Origin of the sequence: Marinobacter sp., assembly GCF_965229985.1 — a bacterium.
Lineage (GTDB): Bacteria > Pseudomonadota > Gammaproteobacteria > Pseudomonadales > Oleiphilaceae > Marinobacter.
Map to the genome: position 1 here is coordinate 469,456 of NZ_OZ245935.1, position 20,390 is coordinate 489,845.

At 56.8% G+C, this 20,390-nt stretch carries 16 protein-coding genes, 2 tRNA genes and 1 pseudogene; 11 read left to right on the top strand and 8 right to left on the bottom strand.

What is annotated here, in order from left to right:
- The first annotated feature begins 12 nt into the window (after positions 1-12).
- From ACO06L_RS02200 to der, 3 genes are read left to right on the top strand one after another with little or no spacing between them, the layout of a single operon-like run.
- Positions 13-669: a YfgM family protein gene (locus ACO06L_RS02200; protein ID WP_202346711.1), complete on the top strand. Its 657-nt coding sequence runs from the start codon at positions 13-15 to the stop codon at positions 667-669.
- Positions 669-1,841, top strand: coding sequence for an outer membrane protein assembly factor BamB (gene bamB / locus ACO06L_RS02205; RefSeq protein WP_064228077.1), 1,173 nt, complete (start codon positions 669-671; stop codon positions 1,839-1,841). The genes ACO06L_RS02200 and bamB overlap by 1 nt, the downstream gene beginning before the upstream one ends.
- A gap of 9 nt (positions 1,842-1,850) precedes the next feature.
- Positions 1,851-3,272 (top strand): ribosome biogenesis GTPase Der, encoded by a 1,422-nt coding sequence (gene der, locus ACO06L_RS02210; protein WP_064228078.1) that lies wholly within the window; start codon positions 1,851-1,853, stop codon positions 3,270-3,272.
- Between the two features lie 28 nt (positions 3,273-3,300).
- Here der and pta read toward each other — a convergent pair whose 3' ends face one another.
- The 3 genes and pseudogenes from pta to ACO06L_RS02225 all read right to left on the bottom strand — a co-directional run bounded on the left by pta (position 3,301) and on the right by ACO06L_RS02225 (position 9,120).
- A complete protein-coding gene (gene pta, locus ACO06L_RS02215; protein ID WP_202346710.1) occupies positions 3,301-5,457 on the bottom strand; it encodes a phosphate acetyltransferase in 2,157 nt (718 codons plus the stop codon).
- Between the two features lie 27 nt (positions 5,458-5,484).
- Positions 5,485-6,681: an acetate/propionate family kinase gene (locus ACO06L_RS02220; RefSeq protein WP_202346709.1), complete on the bottom strand. Its 1,197-nt coding sequence runs from the start codon at positions 6,679-6,681 to the stop codon at positions 5,485-5,487.
- Positions 6,682-6,708: 27 nt separating this feature from the next.
- Positions 6,709-9,120 (bottom strand): annotated as a pseudogene (locus tag ACO06L_RS02225) (EAL domain-containing protein).
- 239 nt (positions 9,121-9,359) lie between these two features.
- Here ACO06L_RS02225 and ccoM point away from each other — a divergent pair.
- Entirely contained in the window at positions 9,360-9,512 is a 153-nt protein-coding gene (ccoM, locus tag ACO06L_RS02230; protein WP_202346708.1) for a cytochrome c oxidase subunit CcoM, read from the top strand.
- Positions 9,513-9,561: 49 nt separating this feature from the next.
- Here ccoM and ACO06L_RS02235 read toward each other — a convergent pair.
- The 3 genes from ACO06L_RS02235 to ACO06L_RS02245 all read right to left on the bottom strand — a co-directional run bounded on the left by ACO06L_RS02235 (position 9,562) and on the right by ACO06L_RS02245 (position 11,070).
- Positions 9,562-9,637, bottom strand: a tRNA-Glu gene (locus ACO06L_RS02235).
- A gap of 86 nt (positions 9,638-9,723) precedes the next feature.
- A complete protein-coding gene (locus ACO06L_RS02240; RefSeq protein ID WP_064228081.1) occupies positions 9,724-10,641 on the bottom strand; it encodes a TIGR01777 family oxidoreductase in 918 nt (305 codons plus the stop codon).
- A 54-nt stretch (positions 10,642-10,695) separates the two neighbouring features.
- Positions 10,696-11,070, bottom strand: a complete 375-nt coding sequence (locus ACO06L_RS02245; RefSeq protein WP_064228082.1) for a sirohydrochlorin chelatase — start codon at positions 11,068-11,070, stop codon at positions 10,696-10,698.
- A 102-nt stretch (positions 11,071-11,172) separates the two neighbouring features.
- Here ACO06L_RS02245 and ACO06L_RS02250 point away from each other — a divergent pair, with 102 nt between their 5' ends.
- The 6 genes from ACO06L_RS02250 (at position 11,173) to ACO06L_RS02275 (ending at position 16,330) form a co-directional block, all read left to right on the top strand.
- Positions 11,173-11,775, top strand: a complete 603-nt coding sequence (locus ACO06L_RS02250) for a DUF924 family protein (protein ID WP_202346707.1) — start codon at positions 11,173-11,175, stop codon at positions 11,773-11,775.
- Between the two features lie 148 nt (positions 11,776-11,923).
- A complete protein-coding gene (locus tag ACO06L_RS02255; RefSeq protein WP_064228084.1) occupies positions 11,924-12,640 on the top strand; it encodes a murein L,D-transpeptidase catalytic domain family protein in 717 nt (238 codons plus the stop codon).
- 58 nt (positions 12,641-12,698) lie between these two features.
- Positions 12,699-12,774: transfer RNA gene (locus ACO06L_RS02260), tRNA-Gly, on the top strand.
- A gap of 135 nt (positions 12,775-12,909) precedes the next feature.
- Positions 12,910-13,704, top strand: coding sequence for an MOSC domain-containing protein (locus ACO06L_RS02265; RefSeq protein ID WP_064228085.1), 795 nt, complete (start codon positions 12,910-12,912; stop codon positions 13,702-13,704).
- Between the two features lie 8 nt (positions 13,705-13,712).
- Positions 13,713-15,665 carry an ATP-binding cassette domain-containing protein gene (locus tag ACO06L_RS02270; RefSeq protein ID WP_064228086.1) on the top strand — a complete coding sequence of 651 codons (1,953 nt, stop codon included), beginning with the start codon at positions 13,713-13,715 and terminating at the stop codon, positions 15,663-15,665.
- Positions 15,662-16,330: a DUF6901 family protein gene (locus ACO06L_RS02275; RefSeq protein WP_064228087.1), complete on the top strand. Its 669-nt coding sequence runs from the start codon at positions 15,662-15,664 to the stop codon at positions 16,328-16,330. Before ACO06L_RS02270 ends, ACO06L_RS02275 begins: the two co-directional genes overlap by 4 nt.
- Positions 16,331-16,389: 59 nt before the next feature.
- Here ACO06L_RS02275 and ACO06L_RS02280 read toward each other — a convergent pair whose 3' ends face one another.
- Both ACO06L_RS02280 and ACO06L_RS02285 read right to left on the bottom strand, forming a co-directional pair.
- A complete protein-coding gene (locus tag ACO06L_RS02280) occupies positions 16,390-16,821 on the bottom strand; it encodes a universal stress protein (protein ID WP_064228088.1) in 432 nt (143 codons plus the stop codon).
- 155 nt (positions 16,822-16,976) lie between these two features.
- On the bottom strand, positions 16,977-17,795 hold the full coding sequence (locus ACO06L_RS02285; protein WP_202346706.1) for a hypothetical protein: 819 nt from the start codon (positions 17,793-17,795) through the stop codon (positions 16,977-16,979).
- Between the two features lie 436 nt (positions 17,796-18,231).
- On the opposite strand from ACO06L_RS02285, the gene fadB reads away from it, so the two are divergent.
- On the top strand, positions 18,232-20,379 hold the full coding sequence (gene fadB, locus ACO06L_RS02290; RefSeq protein ID WP_202346705.1) for a fatty acid oxidation complex subunit alpha FadB: 2,148 nt from the start codon (positions 18,232-18,234) through the stop codon (positions 20,377-20,379).
- Positions 20,380-20,390 lie beyond the last annotated feature (11 nt).

The following is a 20,390-nucleotide window of genomic DNA, read 5'->3' on the forward strand; positions in this document are numbered from 1 at the left end:
ACAGGAGTCCTCATGGCAGAGTTGCGCACCGAAGAAGAACAGGTCCAGGCGATCAAGGACTGGTGGAAGAAAAACGGCAGTTCTCTGCTGATCGGCATTGGTGCGGCCCTGGCCATTGTCTTTGGCTGGCAGGCCTGGCAGAACCATCAGGCGCAGCAGCGCACCGAGGCAGCCAACCAGTTTGCCAATCTCCTCAATGCCTTCAGTGATCAGGCTGATGAAACCAGCGGCGAGACCGTCGCTTTCGTCGCGCAGACCCTGCGGGAGGACTACACGGATAGCGCCTATGCGGTTTACGGTAACCTGATCCTCGCCCGTCAGCAGTTGATTCAGGAGGGTAACGCCGAAGCCGCCATTGATTCCCTGAAGTGGGCATTGGAAAAAACCGGAGAGCATGAGGCGCTGGCGCTTGTGGTCCGAAATCGTCTGGCTCGTGCCCAGTTCTCCGCAGGCCAGTATGAAGATGCTCTGGCCACCATCGAGGGCGCCGGTGATGCCGATGCGTTTGATGCCATGTACTCCGAGCTCCGTGGCGATATCCTGTTGGCGCAGGGCGACCGCGAGGGCGCACGTGAGGCCTATCTTGCTGCCCGTGAGCAGAGCCAGCAAGGTCGCAGCGGTATTCTGGAGCTGAAACTGGCAGACCTCGGTGTCGGGGAGGATGCCTGATGCCGGTTCTCCGCGACAGCATGTCAAAACGCGGACTTCTCCTGGGGCTGGCTCTTCTGGCCGCACTTTCCGGCTGTAGCGCGACCGATACGTTCGAACAACCTGTTCCGGTTCCCGAGATTGAGGCGTCTGCCGAATTCAAGAGAGTCTGGAGCATGTCCGTGGGCGACGGTCATGATGGTGATTTTCTGTACCTGGCACCTCTGAATACCGGCGATCTGATCTACGCCGCATCGGCGGATGGTGAGATTTACGCCGTGGCCTCGGATTCCGGCAAGGTTATCTGGGAATCTGAATTTGAAGAGCGCATCTTCTCGGGCCTCGGTGGCGATGGGCAGAACCTCTACCTGACCACCGAGAACGCCGATCTGGTGGCGCTTTCCCGTGAGGACGGCTCCGAGCTGTGGCGCCAGTCGCTGCCCACGGAAGTACTGTCGTCGCCCCAGTCCAACGGCTCCCTTGTGGTAGCCCACACGACGGACGGCAAGGTGTTAGGTTTCAGTGCCACTGATGGTGAGAAACTCTGGCAGTACGACGGCACGGTTCCGGTTCTGTCCATGAGGGCTGCTGCGGCGCCGCTGGTCGGTGGAGACGTTGTCATTGCCTCCTTTGCCAGTGGCAAATTGATCGCTCTGGCGGCAGCCTCGGGGCAGCCCATGTGGCAGTATGAAGTGGGCCAGCCTCAGGGGCGCACCGAGCTTGAAAGGCTGGTTGACGTGACGGGGCAACCCCTGGTCATTGAGACCGCCGTCATGGTGGTTGGCTACCAGGGCAAACTTGCCCTCGTTGATATTCGTACCGGGCAGGAGATCTGGAGCCGGAAGGCATCCAGCCTCTATTCCCCGATGATTGGTGGCGGCGAGATCTATCTGGCCTCGGCCAATGGCGACATTGTTGCTCTGAGAGGCTCTGATCGTCGGGAAGTCTGGACCCAGGATCGTCTGGCCTGGCGGCAGCTAACCCAGCCAATGGTTTATGAAGACTATCTGGTGGTGGGCGATTTTGAAGGCTACCTGCATGTCATTGACCGTGAGGATGGCAAGCTGGTTGGCCAGCTGGAGTTCGACGATGAGGGTATCCGCGTACCGGCACAGCGCCTCGCCAATGGTAACCTGCTGGTTTTTGGCAACAGCGGAAAGATGGCCGTATTCCAGGTTAAGCCGCAGGATTGATCCCCCATTATGACCCCAGTTATTGCCCTTGTCGGACGCCCTAACGTCGGCAAATCGACATTATTTAATCAGATGACCCGTTCCAGGGATGCCCTGGTTGCGGACTTTCCGGGGCTTACCCGTGACCGCAAATACGGTGAGGGCAGCTACGAAGGGCAGCGCTTCATCGTCATAGACACCGGTGGTCTTACCGGCGACGAGCAGGGCCTTGATCTCGAAATGGCCCGCCAGTCCATGCAAGCGGTAGAAGAGGCTGACATCGTACTGTTCCTGGTGGACGGTCGTGCCGGCCTGACCGCAGGCGATGAACTTATTGCAGACAGTCTTCGTCGGTCCGGCAAGCAGGCCCATCTGGTAGTGAACAAGACTGATGGCCAGGACCCGGACATTGCGGCATCGGATTTCTACAGCCTTGGCTTTGAATCCACTTTCCTGATTGCGGCTTCCCACAACCGGGGTATCCGCTCGATGCTCGAGATCCTGCTGCCCTCCGAGGAGGAGAGGGAGGAAGAGGATAGGGCTGACCGTTACCCCGGCATCCGCATCGGAGTGGTTGGCCGGCCGAATGTGGGCAAGTCCACCCTGGTCAACCGGATGCTCGGTGAAGAGCGTGTGGTGGTTTACGACATGCCGGGCACTACCCGGGATAGCGTTTATATTCCCTACGAACGCCAGGGCAGTCAGTACACGCTGATTGATACCGCTGGTGTCCGTCGCCGCAAGAACGTCAGTGAAGTGGTGGAGAAGTTCTCCATTATCAAGACGCTTCAGGCGATTGACGACGCTCATGTGGTTATTCTGGTCATTGATGCCCGGGAAGGCCTCGTGGATCAGGACCTTCACCTGATCGGGTTTGTCCTTGATGCCGGCCGTTCGCTGGTGATCGCCGTCAATAAGTGGGACGGCATGGACCCGGAAGACCGTGTTCGGGTGAAAGAGCAGGTGCAGCGTCGTCTCGACTTCCTGGATTACGCCGATAAGCACTACATCTCGGCGCTCCACGGTTCTGGCGTGGGCGTGATGTATGAGTCGGTGCAAGCGTGTTACGAGTCTGCCATGGCGAAGTGGCCGACCAACCGACTGACTGCCATCCTGCAGGATGCCATTGCCCAGCATCAGCCTCCCATGGTGCACGGGCGTCGAATCAAACTGCGTTACGCTCATCAGGGTGGGTCTAATCCGCCGGTTATTGTGGTTCACGGTAACCAGGTGGATTCACTGCCGGGCGCCTACAAGCGCTACCTGGAGAACACCTTCCGCAAGGTGCTCAAGGTAACCGGGTCACCGATCCGTTTTGAATTCAAATCGGGCGAAAATCCGTTTGCTGGCAAAGTGGATCGTCTGACACCGCGTCAGAAGGTCAAGAAGGACAACGATGAGAAACAGGGTCGTCGTCCTAAGAAAAAACGCCAGAAGAGTCTTAAGCGCTGAGTCCTGGGCCGGGTGAGGGCAGACTGCCTCAGCCCGGCCCGGCACTTTCAACCTGCTTTGCCTGAACCGCGGTCAAAGCGACGGTAAACACAATATCCTCCACCAGTGCGCCCCGGGACAGATCGTTGACCGGCTTGCGCAGACCCTGCAGCATTGGCCCGATACTGACCACGTTGGCGCTGCGCTGAACGGCCTTGTAAGTGGTGTTGCCGGTATTCAGGTCCGGGAACACGAATACCGTGGCCTTGCCCGCTACCTTGCTGTCCGGCGCCTTGCTCCTGGCCACGCTCTCGATGGCCGCAGCATCGTACTGAAGCGGCCCGTCTATCAGCAGATCCGGCCTGCGCTCACGAGCTATTCTCGTGGCTTCCCTGACCTTGTCCACGTCCTGGCCGCTGCCTGACTCACCAGTGCTGTAGCTGATCATCGCAACCAGGGGTTCGATCCCGAAGGCTTCCGCCGATTCCGCGCTCTGGATCGCAATGTCTGCCAGTTCCTCGGCATTCGGATCCGGATTAATGGCACAGTCGCCGTAGACCACCACCTGTTGCGGAAGCAGCATGAAGAACACGGAAGAGACCACTTTCGCGTGGTCATGGGTCTTGATCAGCTGAAGGGCGGGTCGCACCGTATTGGCCGTTGTGTGGATGGCACCGGACACCAGGCCGTCGGCTTCATCCAGAGCCACCATCATGGTACCGAGAACGACGTTGTCTTCGAGCATGGCCTCTGCCATGTCCGGTGTCAGCCCCTTATGCTTGCGCAACTCTACCATTGGGCCGACATAGCGCTGGCGCACCTCTGTGGGATCAATAATCTCGATATCTTCGGGCAGTTCCAGATCCTGGGAATCCGCCACTCGCTTGATCTCCAGGGCATTCCCGATCAGTGCACACCGTGCCAGTTTGCGCTGATGACAGATAATAGCCGCCTGCACGGTTCTTGGCTCGCTGCCCTCGGGCAGTACAATGCGTTTGTTCGCTGCCCGAGCCCGTTCTGACAGCTGATACCGGAAAGCCGGAGGTGAAAGTCTGTTTTGTCGCGCGACTTTGAGGTGCTGCTGCAACCAGTCGGTGTCTATGCGAGTGGCAACCGCCTCCATCGCTTTTTCAATACGATTGGGGTCATCAATTGGAATGGCGGACGACAGATTCGCCAGCATGTGGGCCGTCTCATAGGTATTGGCATCCGAGCCCAGTACCGGCAAACCGGTTTCCAGCGCTCGGTGACAGAGCTCGATCACACGCTGGTCCGGCATCAGACCCCCGGTAAGCATCAGGCCGGCCAGTGGGACCCCATTCAGAGCAGCAACCGCTGTGGTCACCACTATGTCTTCCCGGTCGCCCGGTGTCACCAGCAAGGTGCCAGGTCTCAGGGTCTCGGTCATATTGCGGATGCTGCGGGCACACACCGACACCTTCTGGACTCGCCTGGCGTGCATCTGCCCCTCATTGAGAACCGGTAACCCGAGCTCTCTGGCTATGTCGGAGACCCGAGGTGCAAGCAGCTCCGGCTGCCAGGGAATCTCCGCAATCAACCGAAAACGGCCCTCGCTGAAGACCTTGCATTGGCTCTGGTAATCAATGGTGGTTGGGGCAGGGTGGTTGCTGTTGGATCGGGGCTCAAGCCCCGCCCGCTCGGGCTCGCCGACCTTATTCAGTATGACGCCAATGACATCCGGGTCGCTGGGGTTGGCAAACAGGCGCGAGGAGAAGTCCAGTTCGTCATCCATTTGCCGGGCGTCCAGGTTTTTTGGAGTACTGACCAGGATGACTTCGGAACCGAGATTGCGGGCGACCTCTACGTTCAACCGGGCAATATAGGCTTCGCTGCGGTCTGGAACCAGGCCTTCGATGATTACCACGTCCACGTCCCGGGCAACTTTCTGGTATTCGCCGACCACTGTCTCCAGCAGGTAATCCGATTTGCCTCTGTTGAGCAGCTGCTGGGCTTCCTTGAGGGCAATCGGATCCGGCGGATTCAGATGGCTGCTTGCCCGTACGAAAGCGACGGAGGAGTCCTCACCTGCGTTATGCATGGATTCGGCGCGGTGAACGGTCTGACAGAACGGCTTGTAAAAGCCGACACTCACGCCCACCCGTTCCAGGGCGCGCAGCAGACCGAGACAGACCGAAGTGAGGCCTGAATCCATGGATGTCGGTGCAAAAAAGAGACTCTTTGCCATGATGCTAGTCCTGATGATGCGTGTGGGTCAGCCGAAAGCAGCAGAGCCGGCGAGGCGGGATGCTTCCCGTGCAATAACCAGCTCCTCGTTGGTGGGGATCACCAAAACGGGAAACCTGGAGTCGGGGCTTTCCACCCGGCGGTGGCTGAATTCGCCATGATGCTTGTTTAGGTCCGGGCTGAGTTCAAATCCTATGAGCTTGAGGTGGTTGATGGTTTCGGCTCTGATCCGGGCACTGTTTTCTCCGATGCCACCTGTGAAAACCAGTGCGTCCAGTTGGCTGAGTGATGCCATCATGGCCCCAACGTAACGGGCAAGGCGGAAGCAGAACACATCAATGGCGGTTCGGGATGGCTCATGACCATGGTCCGCGAGCGCACAGAGCGAACGCATGTCGTTGGTCTGCCCGGACAGGCCGAGGAGGCCACTTTCCTGGTTCAGGACCCGGTGCACCTCGTCCGCGGCGATGCCCTTGCTGCGGAGAAAGTCGAACAGGCCAGGGTCGACATCGCCGCTGCGGGTTCCCATCACCAGGCCTTCCAATGGTGTAAGACCCATGCTGGTATCGACACTGATCCCGTTCCGGATGGCGGTTATACTGCATCCGTTTCCGAGGTGGGCCGAGATGATCGAGGTGGTTGCGGGTGTTTTTCCCAGCAGACGGGCAGCTTCGGCGGCCATGAAGGCATGACTGGTGCCGTGGAAACCATACCGGCGAATTCCCCAATCCCGGTACCAGGCCTCCGGCAGGGCATAGAGGAACGCCCTTTTGGGCAGGGTCTGGTGAAAGGCGGTGTCGAAAACGGCAGTCTGCGGCACCTCGGGAAACTGCGCCAGGGTTGCCCGAATGCCGGACAGATTGACCGGGTTGTGCAAGGGGGCAAGCCCCGCGCAGTCTTCAATGGCATCCATGACATCGTCATCAAGAAGCACGGCTTCACGGAAGGTCTCGCCGCCGTGAACGACCCGGTGGCCAATGGCAGTCGGGGCCGACGCCATCAGTCCCTGATCCCGGAACGCTGTGACCAGCGTATTCAGCGCCTGATCGTGGCTGGCACCGGGATCCAGCGGAATGATCTCTTCCCGGCCCTCAACGCGGGCAAATGCATCGTTTTGGCCGAGGCGCTCAGCGAGCGCGGATGCCAGCTTTCTGTGTTGGTCATCGAATAAGGCGAGTTTCAGGGATGAGCTGCCGCAGTTCACGACAAGTACGGTGTCTTCCATGGGAGTCAGGTTCCAACGATTTTCGATCTATACCCGATGATTGCTGGCCAGCCAGGCTTCAAAATCCGGTGCCGGCAGGGGGCGGCTGTAGAAGTAACCCTGAGAGAAGTCGCAACCTTCCTTTTTCAGGAAGTGGGTCTGAGCCTCTTCTTCCACCCCTTCTGCGATCACTCGCAGGCCCAGGCTGTGGGCCATGTTGATGATAGCCCGCACCAGTGAGGCATCCTCGGGCTCCTTCATGACATCCTGGACAAAGGACTTGTCAATTTTCAGGGTATCAAACGGGTAGCTCTTCAGGTAACTGAGGGCAGAGTAGCCTGTCCCAAAATCGTCCACTGACAATCGGATCCCGGCCTTGTCCAACTGGCGCAGGATTTCGGCGGTTTCAATGGAGTTGTCCAGAATCAGTCGTTCGGTAATTTCAAGTTCCAGCTGCTCCGGTGCCAGACCGCTGGTAGAGAGGGCGTGCATAACGGCCTCGGTAAAGCCCGGATCCCGGAACTGACGCGGCGACACGTTCACGGAAATACCAATGTCTTTGCCGGTGGCATGCTTCCATCCCATGGCGGCCCGACAGGCCTCCTCGAGGACCCACTCGCCGATGGGGGTAATCAGACCGGTTTCCTCGGCCAGCGGAATGAACCGGTCGGGCATCACCATGCCCATGGCCGGGTTGTTCCAGCGCAGCAGGGCCTCAACCGAGCAAAGCGTGCCGGAATCGGTATTCACGATCGGCTGGAAATACAGTTCGAATTCCTTGAGCTCCAGTGCCCTGCGCATGCTGGACTCCATCTTCAGGCGCTCGTGGGAGACCTCGGTCATTTCCGGGGCGAAATGGGCGAAGGAGCTCTTGCCTTTGTGTTTGGCCTGGTACATTGCGGCATCGGCGTGTTGCAGCAGCGTGCCGCTGTTGTCTGAGTCCGTCGGGAAAATAGCGATGCCGATGCTCGTGGTTACGAACACCTCCTGCCCATTGAGTATGTAGGGGGGTGAGAAGGTTTTCAGGATACGCTCTGCAACCTGCGACGAAGCCTCCGGGCCAGTCAGCCCCGGCAGGATCACCAGGAACTCATCGCCCCCCAGCCGTGCAACGGTGCTGGTGCCACGGAGGCAGCTGGAAATTCTTCGGGCTGCCTCAATCAGCAGGTTGTCGCCGGCATCGTGGCCGAGGGTGTCGTTTATGTGCTTGAAGTTGTCGAGATCGAGGAACATCACGCCCACGAGGGTGCTTTCGCGACGTGCCTGTGCCAGTGCCAGTTTCAGACGGTCTAGGGCCAGCATCCGGTTGGGCAGCCCGGTCAGGATGTCGTAGTTGGCCTGGCGCAAGAGCTGCTGTTCATAGCGTTTGCGGATACTGATGTCTTCACCCAGGATAAGGTAACCGGTGGTGCCGCCGGACTCGTCCTTGATTGGGGTGACAATCAGTTGCTCCCAGAAGCGTTCACCATTACGGCGCACGCTGTTGACTTCACCCTGCCAGACCCCGACGCGCTGCACCTGCAGACGGATGGATTGCCACAGGTGTCTGCTTTCACGGTTTTCAATATCGTTGTCCCCGAGTGCGCCAGGGTGCTTGCCAATGATCGACGCAGCCTCATAGCCGGTTAACTGGGTGAATTTCTGGTTGGCAAATTCGATACGCCACTGGCGATCGCAGATCAGGACCGAGGAGGGGCTTTATTCAATGGCTTTGGAAAACTTCCGGATTTCCGCCGCATCCTTTTGCTGGCGCTCCATGTCTGCGTTCAGTCGCTCGCGCATCTGGTTGATGGCGTCTGTGACCCGACCCAACTCGTCGTTACGGTTCGATGGGGTGTTGGGTCTGTCCAACGTCAGTGGCTTCGAAGTGGTTTTCAGCGAAAAGTCCCGAGCGTAATTCGCCATGGTAGTCAGATGGCGTGCCACGAAATGCTGGAAGATCCAGATAATGAGGATCGAAACAAAGAACGTCTTCAGGAACTGGGTCAGCAGAATGACCCCCACCTTCCGCTTGAGTTCATCGTAGACCCGGTCCAGGTCTGCGGTCACCGTCAGCTCACCCAGTTTGAACATTTCATCGCCCTGATGAACGAGATTGAAACTGTGGGAGGTGGTTTTTGCGTCCCGCGGGATTTCTCCCATAACCAGCTCGGAATCGGGTTCGATCCTCAGCCGCAAATGAACCACATCGGGCAAACTGAGTATGCCTTCCATCTGGGTTTGCAGCAGTTTCTGGTCCAGGGCCCACAGACTGCGGGCCAGACTGGATGCATAGCCGGCTTCAACCACTTGCATGCGGTTGTCGATCTGCGAGAGATCTTTTCGATAGTCGGAATAGATCTGAAGGGCGGAGGCCACCAGTGTAAAGGCGGAGCTGAACAGAAGAATCCAGGCCAGCAGCCTGAAAGACAGGGGCGAGCCTGTGCGAAAACGTTGAAGACGCGTCGACAGTTTTGGCATGTCTTGAACTTCAGCCACCCAGACCGGTTAGGAGATCGGACACTTCCTTTGTTTCCGACTATAGCAGCAGTTTCTTTCAAATGCCTTGCAAATGCAGGAAAAATCGAAGGAAATGTGTTGTGGTTCAGTATTTATGCGTACATCTGGTCTGACAAATACGTTGACCTGGATCAATACCTTGCGGGCATGCCGGGCGTAACCTGAGTTTAATCAAGTTAATTACCGGAAGGAGAAACAACATGTATATGGACGCCGTTGTGATCGCGGGTATTGCCACTGTACTGCTGATGGTTGGCTTTTTCGTGGGTGTTGGCATCTTCGTGATGAAAGATCAGAAGGAGCACGGACGCCAGGATCGAAAAGAAGGGAAGCACGGTCAGAAGCCGGTCTGACGAGGTCATCGGAAAACTTCGGTTTTCCGAAACATCAAGGCAGAAAAATTGGCGTCCCCTAGGGGGTTCGAACCCCTGTTGCCGCCGTGAAAGGGCGGAGTCCTAGGCCACTAGACGAAGGGGACGCAACGTTTTCAACACCTTGCCTCGTCGAGGTGGCGCGTATATTAAGAAAGCTCCGGAACGGTGTCAACGCCTTTTGTGAAAAAAATCACCGGGATGATCCGAGAGCAATGCATTGAGCCAATGCCGGCTCCAGATCGGGATACCGGAATTCAAACTTTTCCCTCGTAAGTTTCTCTGGAATAGCGTTCTGTCCGGTGAGCAGAAGGCGGGCCATTTCTCCCAGGGCAACCCTCAGCACCGGCGCTGGCGCCGGAAAAAGAGTGGGGCGGTGCAAAACCTTACCCAGGCTTCGGGTGAATTCTGCGTTGGTTGCCGGGTTAGGGCTCACCACATTGAACGGGCCGGAGGCGCTTGAGTTCTCCATCATCCAGATAAGAGCGCCAACGACGTCGTCGCGGTGTACCCAGGGCATGTACTGCGTACCGCTTCCCAGGCGCCCGCCAAGCCCAAGCTTGAAGGGTAGAATCATCCGTTCAAGGAAACCTCCGCCCGGGCCTGCCACTACACCCGTGCGGGAGAAGCACACCCTCACGCCATCGTCGGCCAGAGGTTTGGCGGCGTTTTCCCAGTCGCGGCAAAGTCGATGAGTAAATTCATCGTTGGGGCGGGTGTCTTCGGTTACCTTTGCAGCCCCCTGGTCCCCGTAGAAGCCAACAGCCGAGCCTGAGACCAGTACTTCCGGTGCCCGTTCCCAACTTCGGATGACCTCAACCAGCGTTTCGGTCACACCTATCCGGCTGTCCCGTAGTTCCTGCTTGCGGGCTTCAGACCACCGTTTGTCGGCGATACCTTCACCGGCGAGATTGATCACGGCATCATAACCCGGATGGGCGCGAAGCTGTTGCAGGTCGCGGATCGCTTGAACCCGACCGCAACAGGACTTGACGGTTTCCGCCGGTTGCCGGCTGAAAACCGTGAGTTCATACTCCCTTGCCAGCAATTCACGGCACAGAACATGGCCGATAAATCCGGTACCACCGGTAATCAGAATCCTTTTCGACATAATTGTTGCTCCTGTCGCGCACCGCCCGCCGAATCGGCTTTCAGAACGCCCGGCTCAGGCTGGCGTCTGTTCCAGTTGAAGCATAACAACATCCCGGATCGCCTGTCCCAGTAAAGGGTTTTCTCCAATCGGCGGCGCAAGTTGGATGGTTGCGCCATGTGCCTTCTCGAGTTCTTCAATCATGGCGGGAACGTCCTTGCGAAGGTGGCGTCCGGCTGCAAGGAACAAGGGGATGATCGTAAACTCGGTGGCGCCTTCCGAAACACCTTCCTTTATGACCGTGTCCATGGATGGTTCTGCGAGTTCCATGTAGGCAACCCGAGCGTTGTCGATAGACGCAAGGGTTGGCGCAGCAAGCTGTTCGAAGGTTTCACACCAGCGCTTGTCACTGCTTCCATGTGCCAACAGAATAATGCGGGGGCTGTTCATTGCCTCTCCTGGAGTAGTCAATTTAATAGAGCCTGTCGTAAGTCCGGAGTGCCGGCCGCGATATAAGGACCGACCATAACTAAAGTAACAGGGTGACGGTGAATGTTCGATTGGAAAGAGATTCTGGATTTCTGGTTTGGCGAATTGGACGAACATGGGCTGCCAGACAGTGATCATCGGAACAAGTGGTTCCGGTCCGATCGCAGGTTCGACCAGGAAATCCGTCGGCGTTTTTTGTCGATGGTTCTGTTTGCATCCGAGCAGGGGCTGGACCACTGGCGCCGTGAGGCCGGCGGGATACTCGCCGAGATCATCCTGCTTGACCAGTTTTCCCGGAATATATTCCGCGGCGGCGCCATGGCATTTGACCAGGACCGTCAGGCAAGAAAGCTCTGCCGGCAAGCGATGCAGAAAGGCCAGGATATGATGCTTGATCCGGTCCACAGGGCATTCCTGTATATGCCCCTTCAGCATTCCGAGCTCAAGGAGGATCAGGATACGTCCGTGGAATGTTATGAACAGCTTGCGCGGTCTACCCAGGGGATTCTGGCCGATTTTATGAGCAGCTTCCTGCAGTCCGCCCGGGATCACCGGTCCATCATCCAGCAGTATGGCCGTTTCCCCCACCGCAACAAGGCCCTGGGCAGAACTTCAACACAGGAAGAGCAGGAGTACCTCGAGGGTGGGCGCAGGTTTGGCCAGTAAGGTAATCGCTGTTTCCTTAAAGTTTTGTATGAAAAACGTACATTCTGACGGGGTTAGCAATTTTCCCTGATAAAATGCGCAACAATGAATTATGACGGGCTCGCGATACGACTCTCGCGGCCTTCAATTATTTTATCGGGGACGTGAAATGCAAAAAACGCGGCGTTTTTCGCCCGCAGGCCTGCTTTTGGCTGTGTGTGCTGCGCTACCTCTTTCATCGTTTGGCGCCTCTCTGGATGACCAGCTTCTTGATCGCCTCAGTGCAGCCGCGCCTAAAATTGACACGGCGGTTCTCAAGACAGCGATCAACGCCTCTCGTTGTGCTGTCTCCAATGGTGTTCAGATGCCCGAGCGGCTCGCGGTTATCGATTTCTCGTTGCCGTCCAGCCAGGAAAGACTGTGGATCTTTGACCTCGAAAGGGGTGAGTTGTTGCTGCGTGATCTGGTCGCACACGGCAAGAATTCAGGGAATTTCGAATCGACCGCCTTCTCCAATGTTGAGGGCAGTTACCAGTCCAGTATCGGGCTTTTTCAGGCCAGGGAATCCTATTACGGTAAGCACGGTTACTCGCTCAGGCTCGATGGTCTTGAGCCGGGCATCAACGATCTTGCCAGGCAGCGAGCCATCGTTATTCACGGCGCCGATTATGTGAATGAGGACTGGGTCAGCAAATACGGCCGCATAGGCCGGAGCCACGGCTGCCCGGCGGTGGATAACCAGATCGTCAAGCGTGTGGTGGACAACCTGAAGGGCGGCCAGTTGGTGTTCAAGTACTACCCCGACCAGGAGTGGCTGCACAGTTCCGGTTTCCTGAAATGCGACAACAAGACGCTGGCTGGAAAAAACCTGAAAAAAAGTGGTTGACGGCTTCGTCGGGATCCGTAGAATACGCGTCCGTTGTCGGTAACAGCCGAGCAGCATTGCGGGAATAGCTCAGTTGGTAGAGCACAACCTTGCCAAGGTTGGGGTCGCGAGTTCGAATCTCGTTTCCCGCTCCAGATTCAAAAAACCCGGTCCTGAAAAGGATCGGGTTTTTTCGTTTTCGGGCACCTCCAAACTCGGCGCCGGGGTGTGTGGTCAGGTATACTCAGCAGCCTGTTGCGTATCCTGATTCTTTGGGGAGGCTGCCCGCCATGAAGGTCCATTCGCTGTTCGTGTACCCCGTCAAATCCCTGTCTGGCATTGAAGTGACCTGTTTTAGTACCGATGACTTCGGGCCAGTTGGGGACCGTCGATGGATGATCGTGGATGATGACCGCCGGTTTGTTACCCAGAGGGAGCACCCGGAACTTGCCCGGGTCGGAACCCGTCTGGAAGGTGACCGGGTCGTGATCAGCATTCCCGATGAGGGCGAGTTTGTCCTGAGTGCCGCAGAGGAAGAGGTTCGGGTTCTGGTCTGGAGAGACTGGGTCAAGGCCCGGACGGGGTTGCCCGAGGCAAACGCTGCCCTGAGCCGTTTCTGCGGTAAGCCTGTTCGCCTGGTCTTTATGCCGGACAGCTCTTTCCGCCGAGTTGATGCGGGCCGGGTCACCGACTACCGCCGGGTGGGTTTCGCCGACGGGTTTCCCTTTCTGGTTACAAATACCGCCTCCCTGGCAGAGCTGAATAGCCGGCTCGAAGTGCCCGTGGAGATGCGCAGATTCCGCCCCAACATTGTGGTTGAGGGGGCAGGGGCCTGGGATGAAGATCTGTGGCAGAGCCTGAGCATTGGCGACAACCGCCTGAGCATCGTAAAGCCCTGTTCGCGCTGTGTCATGACCACCGTGGATCCTTCCACGGGCCAGAAGGATGCCGCCTTGCAGCCCCTGAGGACGCTCTCCGGCTATCGCAGAACCCAGGAGGGCGTCATCTTCGGCCAGAACGCCATTCATGAATCACCGGGCATTATTCGGGTGGGTGATCCCGTCACTGTCAACAAATCGGAGTAGAACCAAACGTGCCACTGTTAACGCTGGACTCAGTTTCCCTGGCTTATGGAATGCACCCGCTGCTTGATCAGGCCTCATTGGTTATCGATGCCGGCGAGCGCGTGTGTTTGCTGGGACGAAACGGCGAGGGGAAATCGACCCTGCTCAAGATTGTCAGCGGGGAAGTGATACCCGACGGTGGGTTGGTGCGTCTTGACGATGGCGCTGTACTGGCGGTACTTCCACAGAACCTGCCTTCGGAAGATACCCGTACCGCCTATGAAGTTGTCGCCGGGGCCTTTCCGGAAACAGGCCAGCTGCTCGCTGAATTTCATCAGCTGTCCCAGCAGGCCGATGAGGCGAGTCTCGACCGGCTGATGAAGGTTCAGGAGCGCCTGGAGGCTCTGGATGGTTGGCGCCTGGACCAGAGAGTCACCACCATTCTCGGACAGTACGGCGTTGATCCGGACCAGACGCTGGATACTCTGTCCGGCGGTTGGCAGCGCCGCGTTTTGCTGGCCAAGGCACTGGTTGCCGATCCGGACATACTGTTGCTGGACGAGCCCACAAACCACCTGGATGTACCGGCAATTGCCTGGCTGGAAGAGGCCCTTGGCCAGTTCCGCGGCGCTATGCTGTTTGTCAGCCACGATCGTGCGTTCATACGGCGCATGGCGACCCGAATTGTGGAGCTGGATCGGGGAAAGCTGGTGAGTTTTGCCGCCACCTATGATCGCTACCTGGATCTGAAAGAGAAAGCGCTGGAAGAGGAAGAGCGGCAGAATGCGTTGTTCGATAAGCGACTGAAGCAGGAAGAGGCCTGGATTCGTCAGGGCATCAAGGCTCGCAGGACTCGCAATATGGGGCGTGTTCGGGCCCTGAAAGCCATGCGCGAGGAGCACCGGCAACGCAGGGTGCGGGGTGGAACCGCCAGCTTTGCCGTGGAAGACGCGGCGCGGTCTGGCAAGCTGGTGGTTGAAACCAGGGACGCGGGTTTTGCCTATCCGGGTGGCGCGCCGGTAATAAGAGATATGAATCTTACCATCCTTCGCGGGGACAAGATCGGGCTTGTTGGCGAGAACGGCACGGGCAAGACGACCCTTGTTCGGCTTTTATTGGGAGATCTGGAACCAACCGAGGGTTCTATTCGTCTGGGTACCAATCTGCAGGTTGCTTACTTTGATCAGTTGCGAGGTGAGCTGGATCTGACACGGAACGCACTGGATAACCTGTCCGAGGGCCGGGAGTTCATCGACATTAATGGCCAGAGCAAACACGTGCTTGGCTATTTGCAGGAATTCCTGTTTACCCCGGAGCGCGCCAGATCACCGGTAAGCGTCTTTTCTGGTGGTGAGCGTGCCAGACTGTTGTTGGCGAAGCTGTTCAGCAAGCCCGCTAATATCCTGGTGCTTGATGAGCCAACCAACGATCTGGATGTGGAAACGCTGGAGTTGCTGGAAGAACAGCTGGCGGAATTTGCCGGCACCGTGATCGTGATCAGTCACGACCGTGAGTTTCTTGATAATGTGATCACCGAAACGGTTTTCCTGGATGGATCGGGCAAAGTGCGGGAGTTCGTTGGTGGCTACACCGATTGGCGTCGACAGGGCGGCTGTTTCCCGTCAGAAGCCACCGGTAATCGACCGGACAAGCAGGATAAATCCAGTAAAACCTCTGGTGATACTGGCAAGGCCGAATCACAGAAAGCCGCGGATAGCATAAAAGCGGGAACGCAGTCTGAGAAAAGCAAACCCGCTAAACTGAGCTACAAACTCAAACTCGAGCTGGAGCAGTTGCCAGGGCAGATTGAGGCACTCGAGCAGGAAGTCGCCGGCCTGCAGGAAAGAATTTCCCAGGCTGATTTTTATTCAGGCCCACCGGATGAAGTCTCGGCCACTCTGGAAGCATTGACGGAAAAGGAAAACCGTCTGGAGCAGGTCATCGAGCGGTGGATGGAGCTGGAAGAACAGGCAAACCAATGAACGTACACTACGATTTCAGATTTCAGGACGGTCGTACCGTCGAATTCAAAGTCACGGACAAGCCGTCCCGGCCGTCGGGTTCGCTCCCGTCATGGACAAAACTGGAGCATTGCCAGTGTAGTAACTGCCCGCTAAAAGCGGCGGAATCTCCCCACTGCCCGGCGGCAACGGAAATATTGCCGGTGGTGGAGGCTTTCCGGGATGAGGATGCCTATCAGAAGGTTGAAGTAAGAGTAACCGATGACCGCCGCAGCTATGTAAAACAGACGGCCCTCGAAGAGGCGCTCCGGTCGCTGCTCGGGTTGAAAATGGCAACCAGCGGTTGCCCGGTGCTTTCGGAGCTCAAGCCGATGGCGGTCCACCACCTTCCGTTCGCAAATACCGATGAATTTATTATGCGTAGTGTTTCCCACTACCTGTTGCAGCAATATTTTGCGAAACGGAATCATCAGACCCCGGACTGGGAACTGAAGGGACTGGTGGAGAGGAATCAGAGGTTGCAGTTGGTCAACCAGGCCCTGTGGCAGCGTATTCACTCGGTCTGCAAGGGCGACAGTAACCTGAAGGCGCTACTGAATTTCTTTTCAATGGCATCCAGTGTCAGCTTCTCACTGGAAAGTCAGCTGCGCAAACTGGAGGCGAAAATGGGCGGCGAGGGGGCCTGATAGCCGCTTCCGGTCAGTGCAGGCCCGGGTCCAGGCCCGGGCCTTCTGTTCAGCAGACGTTAATGAATTCGAACGGCCAGAACATCGCATTCGGTTCCATGCAGGACCCCGTTGGCGGTTGAGCCCAGCAATAGCTGGAAACCCTTTCGCCCGTGACTGCCGACGATCACCAGATCCACCTCCTGTTCCTTGGCGAGCCTGTGAATTTCAGACTCAGGACGTCCGACTGTCACCACCTGATTGTTTTTTGCCACACCGTACTGATCGCCGTAGGTTCCCAACTGTTCGCGGGCCGCTTTATCGAGCTGGTCCTGCAGTTCCGTCAGGTCCATCGGGATATCTCCCCCATAGGCATACCCAACAGGCTCAACCACGTGGACCAGCATCAGCTCGGCACCGTGGGCCTCGCTCACGGCTTTTGCCTTGTTCAGCACCTGCGGGGCCTCTTCAGTGAGGTCAATGGCAACAAGCATCTTTTTATAGGCAGACATCGTATCGCTCCTTCGCACACGGGGTATTGTAATGAGGATAGTACCTTAAAACAGGTCGGGAAAGTGTAGAGGGAAACTGACGGGTATCAAAAACGGAGACGTAAAACTGCTTTTCTGGCAGGCAATTACGCCTGCCAGAAAAGGACGGCAGGTGTTCAGGCGTTACCCTGGAGAAGCTCAATGGTTGTGGCCAGCCCTTTGAGGATGCCCTTGGAGTACCGGTCGATCACAAAGCCTACGTTGTTTTCATTGTAGTTGATGTAGGATCCCCGAATGAACTGCCATTTGGATGAGATATCGTTAAGTGCTGCTTTCAGTTCCGGTGTTCCCTGGCCCTTGATAACCGATGCCAGCAACTGATCCAGCTCCCGGGCCTGCTCGTCCAGCGGTGTTTCGGTAGAAGAGCCCTGGAAGGTCTGGGCCACCGAGGAGTTGGTCCTGACCGAGTACTTGGCCATCATCTGTGCCATCTTCACTGCAGCAGAACGAGCAGCTTCAACCCTCGGATTGGTATCGGTCTGGGAGCTCTCCTGGGCCACCCGGTAGAGCTCGGTGGCTTTCTCGTTCATGGTCAGTGCCTGGTTGGCCATATCGGAGACCAGGCGCAGGTCCGGATAACCCTGATTGCGCACATCGTTGATGTTGTCGCGCATCAGGTTCTTGAATTTATCAAACTCCTGATTGAGCCCTTCTACTTCCTCGGCAGACAATACGCCGGAATCACTGCCAGCAATGGAATTCATCGAGTCATTGGCCGAGTTGATGCCCTGTACAATCTCGTTCAGGGTATCGGTGTCCCCGGTTCCACTGAAACGGTAGTAGGCATCCAGTGCCATGTAGTTACTGACCCGGAAATTATGAAGGTCGGAGAGAAATCCGTCGGCGCTGTCTTGGGCGCGGACACCCATGGACGTTAGTGCAAGTAGAATAAGCGCGGCTACAAGGGAACGTACCCGCAGGTTAGCGTCTTTCATCGGATGGGTCTCCGTAATGCGGTTTTATTATTGTGGACCAAAGTCGTAGATCGAAGGTAAAGTAACTGCGTCAGCCAATCAAGCAGTTTTGGCGGCGTTGTCGCCCGTAAATGTAAATAACTTTGAAATTTGCGTGACGAAGTTCCGGTTTTCCCTGAGCAGTGGCTTCCAGTTCACTGAAACATAACAATTCCGCTCGAATTTTTTCGGTTGCCCCCGGCAATTTGGGGACTTTTGCAGCCCTCCTGAAAGAAACAAATTGACAAATGCGCCGTTTTTTTTCATCGTGTGCCCTCACGATTCAAACGACTGTATGAATTTTTGGATCGGATGATCGGGCAGTGACCGAAATCTCGCTGCACAAACAGCCGCGCCGGTGAATCAAAAAGTACCGCTCGGCTGGAAGCAGTTCCAAACACAGACTGGAGATCAGTTGATGATTTACGAAGGTAAAGCCATCACGGTTAAAGAGATCGAAGGCGGGATCGCTCAGTTGAACTTCGACTTGCAGGGCGAGTCAGTAAACAAGTTCAACCGTCTTACTATCGAAGAGCTCCGCGCCGCGACTGACGCACTTAAAGCGCAGAAGAACCTGAAGGGTCTGGTAGTGACCAGCTCCAAGGACAGCTTCATTGTTGGTGCCGATATTACCGAATTCACCGAGCTGTTTGCGGGCTCGGAAGAGGATCTGGTAGCCAACAACCTCAAGGCCAACGAAGTCTTTAACGCCGTTGAAGATCTGCCGTTCCCCACAGTTACCGCGATCAACGGTATGGCGCTGGGTGGCGGTTTCGAAATGTGCCTCGCGACCGACTACCGGGTGATGGACAAGAAGGCCAAAGTCGGTCTTCCGGAAGTGAAGCTGGGCATCTTCCCTGGTTTCGGCGGTACCGTGCGTCTGTCCCGTCTGGTGGGTGTCGATAATGCCGTTGAGTGGATCAGTGGCGGCACTGAGAACCGTGCAGATGTGGCACTGAAAGTCGGTGCTGTGGATGCCGTGCTCGAGTCCGACAAACTGGTTGACGCTGCTGTTGCCATTATTAACCAGTGCAACGAAGGCAAGCTGGACCACGAAGCTCGTCGCGAAGAGAAGAAGGGCAAGATCAAGCTCAATGCCATGGAAAGCATGATGGCATTCGAGATCTCCAAGGCATTTGTTGCCGGCAAGGCTGGCAAGAACTACCCGGCGCCCGTCGAGGCCATCAAGGTCATGCAGAAGCATGCCGGTATGACCCGTGACAAGGCAATCGAAGTGGAAGCCAAAGGCTTCGCCAAGATGGCCAAGACCAATGTGGCGGCTTGCCTGGTTGGCCTGTTCCTGAACGATCAGGAATTGAAGAAGAAGGCCAAGGCCTGGGAAAAAGAAGCCAACGACGTGAACCTGGCTGCCGTTCTGGGTGCCGGTATCATGGGTGGTGGTGTTGCATTCCAGTCTGCCCTGAAAGGCACGCCGATCATCATGAAGGACATCAACCAGGACGGTATCGCCCTGGGTCTGAAAGAAGCCAAGAAGCTTCTGGCCAAGCGTGTTGAAAAGGGCAAGATGAAGCCGGATCAGATGGCCGACGTGCTCAATAGCATCACGCCGACCCTGAACTATGGCGACTTCAAGAATGTAGATCTGGTAGTCGAAGCCGTTGTTGAGAACCCGAAGGTGAAAGACGCGGTTCTTCGTGAGACCGAAGACGCGGTTCGTGAGGACACCATCCTGACCTCCAACACCTCTACTATCTCCATCGATCTGCTTGCGAAGAACCTCAAGCGTCCGGAAAACTTCTGCGGCATGCACTTCTTCAACCCGGTACACATGATGCCGCTGGTTGAGGTTATCCGTGGCGAAAAGACCAGTGATCGTGCGATCGCCACCACCGTGGCTTACGCCAAGGCCATGGGCAAGACCCCGATCGTTGTTAACGATTGTCCGGGCTTCCTGGTAAACCGCGTTCTGTTCCCGTACTTCGGCGGGTTCATCGGCCTGGTGCGTGACGGTGCTGACTTCCAGCACGTTGACAAGGTCATGGAGAAGTTCGGCTGGCCGATGGGCCCCGCCTACCTGCTGGACGTTGTCGGCATGGATACTGGCAAGCACGCCGGTGAAGTAATGGCAGACGGCTTCCCTGATCGCATGAAGCACGAAGGTACAACGGCCATTGACGTGATGTTCGATAACAACCGTTACGGACAGAAGAACGACAAGGGCTTCTATAAATACGAACTGGACCGCAAGGGCAAGCAGAAGAAGGTGGTCGATGAAGAGACCTACAAGCTGCTCGAGCCGGTTGTTCAGGGTAAGAACGAGTTCAGCGAAGAAGACATCATCGCCCGCATGATGATTCCTCTGTGCCTGGAAACCGTTCGCTGCCTGGAAGACGGCATTGTCGAAGATCCGGCAGATGCTGACATGGGCCTGATTTTCGGTATCGGCTTCCCGCCGTTCCGGGGTGGTGCCCTGCGCTATATCGACGATATGGGTGTAGACAAGTTCGTCGAACTGGCAGACAAGTTTGCAGACCTTGGTCCTCTTTATCACCCGACCGAGAAGCTGCGTGAAATGGCCAAGACTGGCAAAAAGTTCTTTGGCTAACCCTGAACGAG

Coding starts and splice junctions, on each gene's coding strand:
- ACO06L_RS02245 (WP_064228082.1), bottom strand. CDS start 11,070: ATGAACAGCCCCCGCATTATTCTGTTGGCACATGGAAGCAGTGACAAG.
- ACO06L_RS02220 (WP_202346709.1), bottom strand. CDS start 6,681: ATGGAAGACACCGTACTTGTCGTGAACTGCGGCAGCTCATCCCTGAAA.
- ACO06L_RS02265 (WP_064228085.1), top strand. CDS start 12,910: ATGAAGGTCCATTCGCTGTTCGTGTACCCCGTCAAATCCCTGTCTGGC.
- ACO06L_RS02280 (WP_064228088.1), bottom strand. CDS start 16,821: ATGTCTGCCTATAAAAAGATGCTTGTTGCCATTGACCTCACTGAAGAG.
- ccoM (WP_202346708.1), top strand. CDS start 9,360: ATGTATATGGACGCCGTTGTGATCGCGGGTATTGCCACTGTACTGCTG.
- ACO06L_RS02250 (WP_202346707.1), top strand. CDS start 11,173: ATGTTCGATTGGAAAGAGATTCTGGATTTCTGGTTTGGCGAATTGGAC.
- ACO06L_RS02200 (WP_202346711.1), top strand. CDS start 13: ATGGCAGAGTTGCGCACCGAAGAAGAACAGGTCCAGGCGATCAAGGAC.
- pta (WP_202346710.1), bottom strand. CDS start 5,457: ATGGCAAAGAGTCTCTTTTTTGCACCGACATCCATGGATTCAGGCCTC.
- ACO06L_RS02240 (WP_064228081.1), bottom strand. CDS start 10,641: ATGTCGAAAAGGATTCTGATTACCGGTGGTACCGGATTTATCGGCCAT.
- ACO06L_RS02285 (WP_202346706.1), bottom strand. CDS start 17,795: ATGAAAGACGCTAACCTGCGGGTACGTTCCCTTGTAGCCGCGCTTATT.
- fadB (WP_202346705.1), top strand. CDS start 18,232: ATGATTTACGAAGGTAAAGCCATCACGGTTAAAGAGATCGAAGGCGGG.
- ACO06L_RS02255 (WP_064228084.1), top strand. CDS start 11,924: ATGCAAAAAACGCGGCGTTTTTCGCCCGCAGGCCTGCTTTTGGCTGTG.
- der (WP_064228078.1), top strand. CDS start 1,851: ATGACCCCAGTTATTGCCCTTGTCGGACGCCCTAACGTCGGCAAATCG.
- bamB (WP_064228077.1), top strand. CDS start 669: ATGCCGGTTCTCCGCGACAGCATGTCAAAACGCGGACTTCTCCTGGGG.
- ACO06L_RS02275 (WP_064228087.1), top strand. CDS start 15,662: ATGAACGTACACTACGATTTCAGATTTCAGGACGGTCGTACCGTCGAA.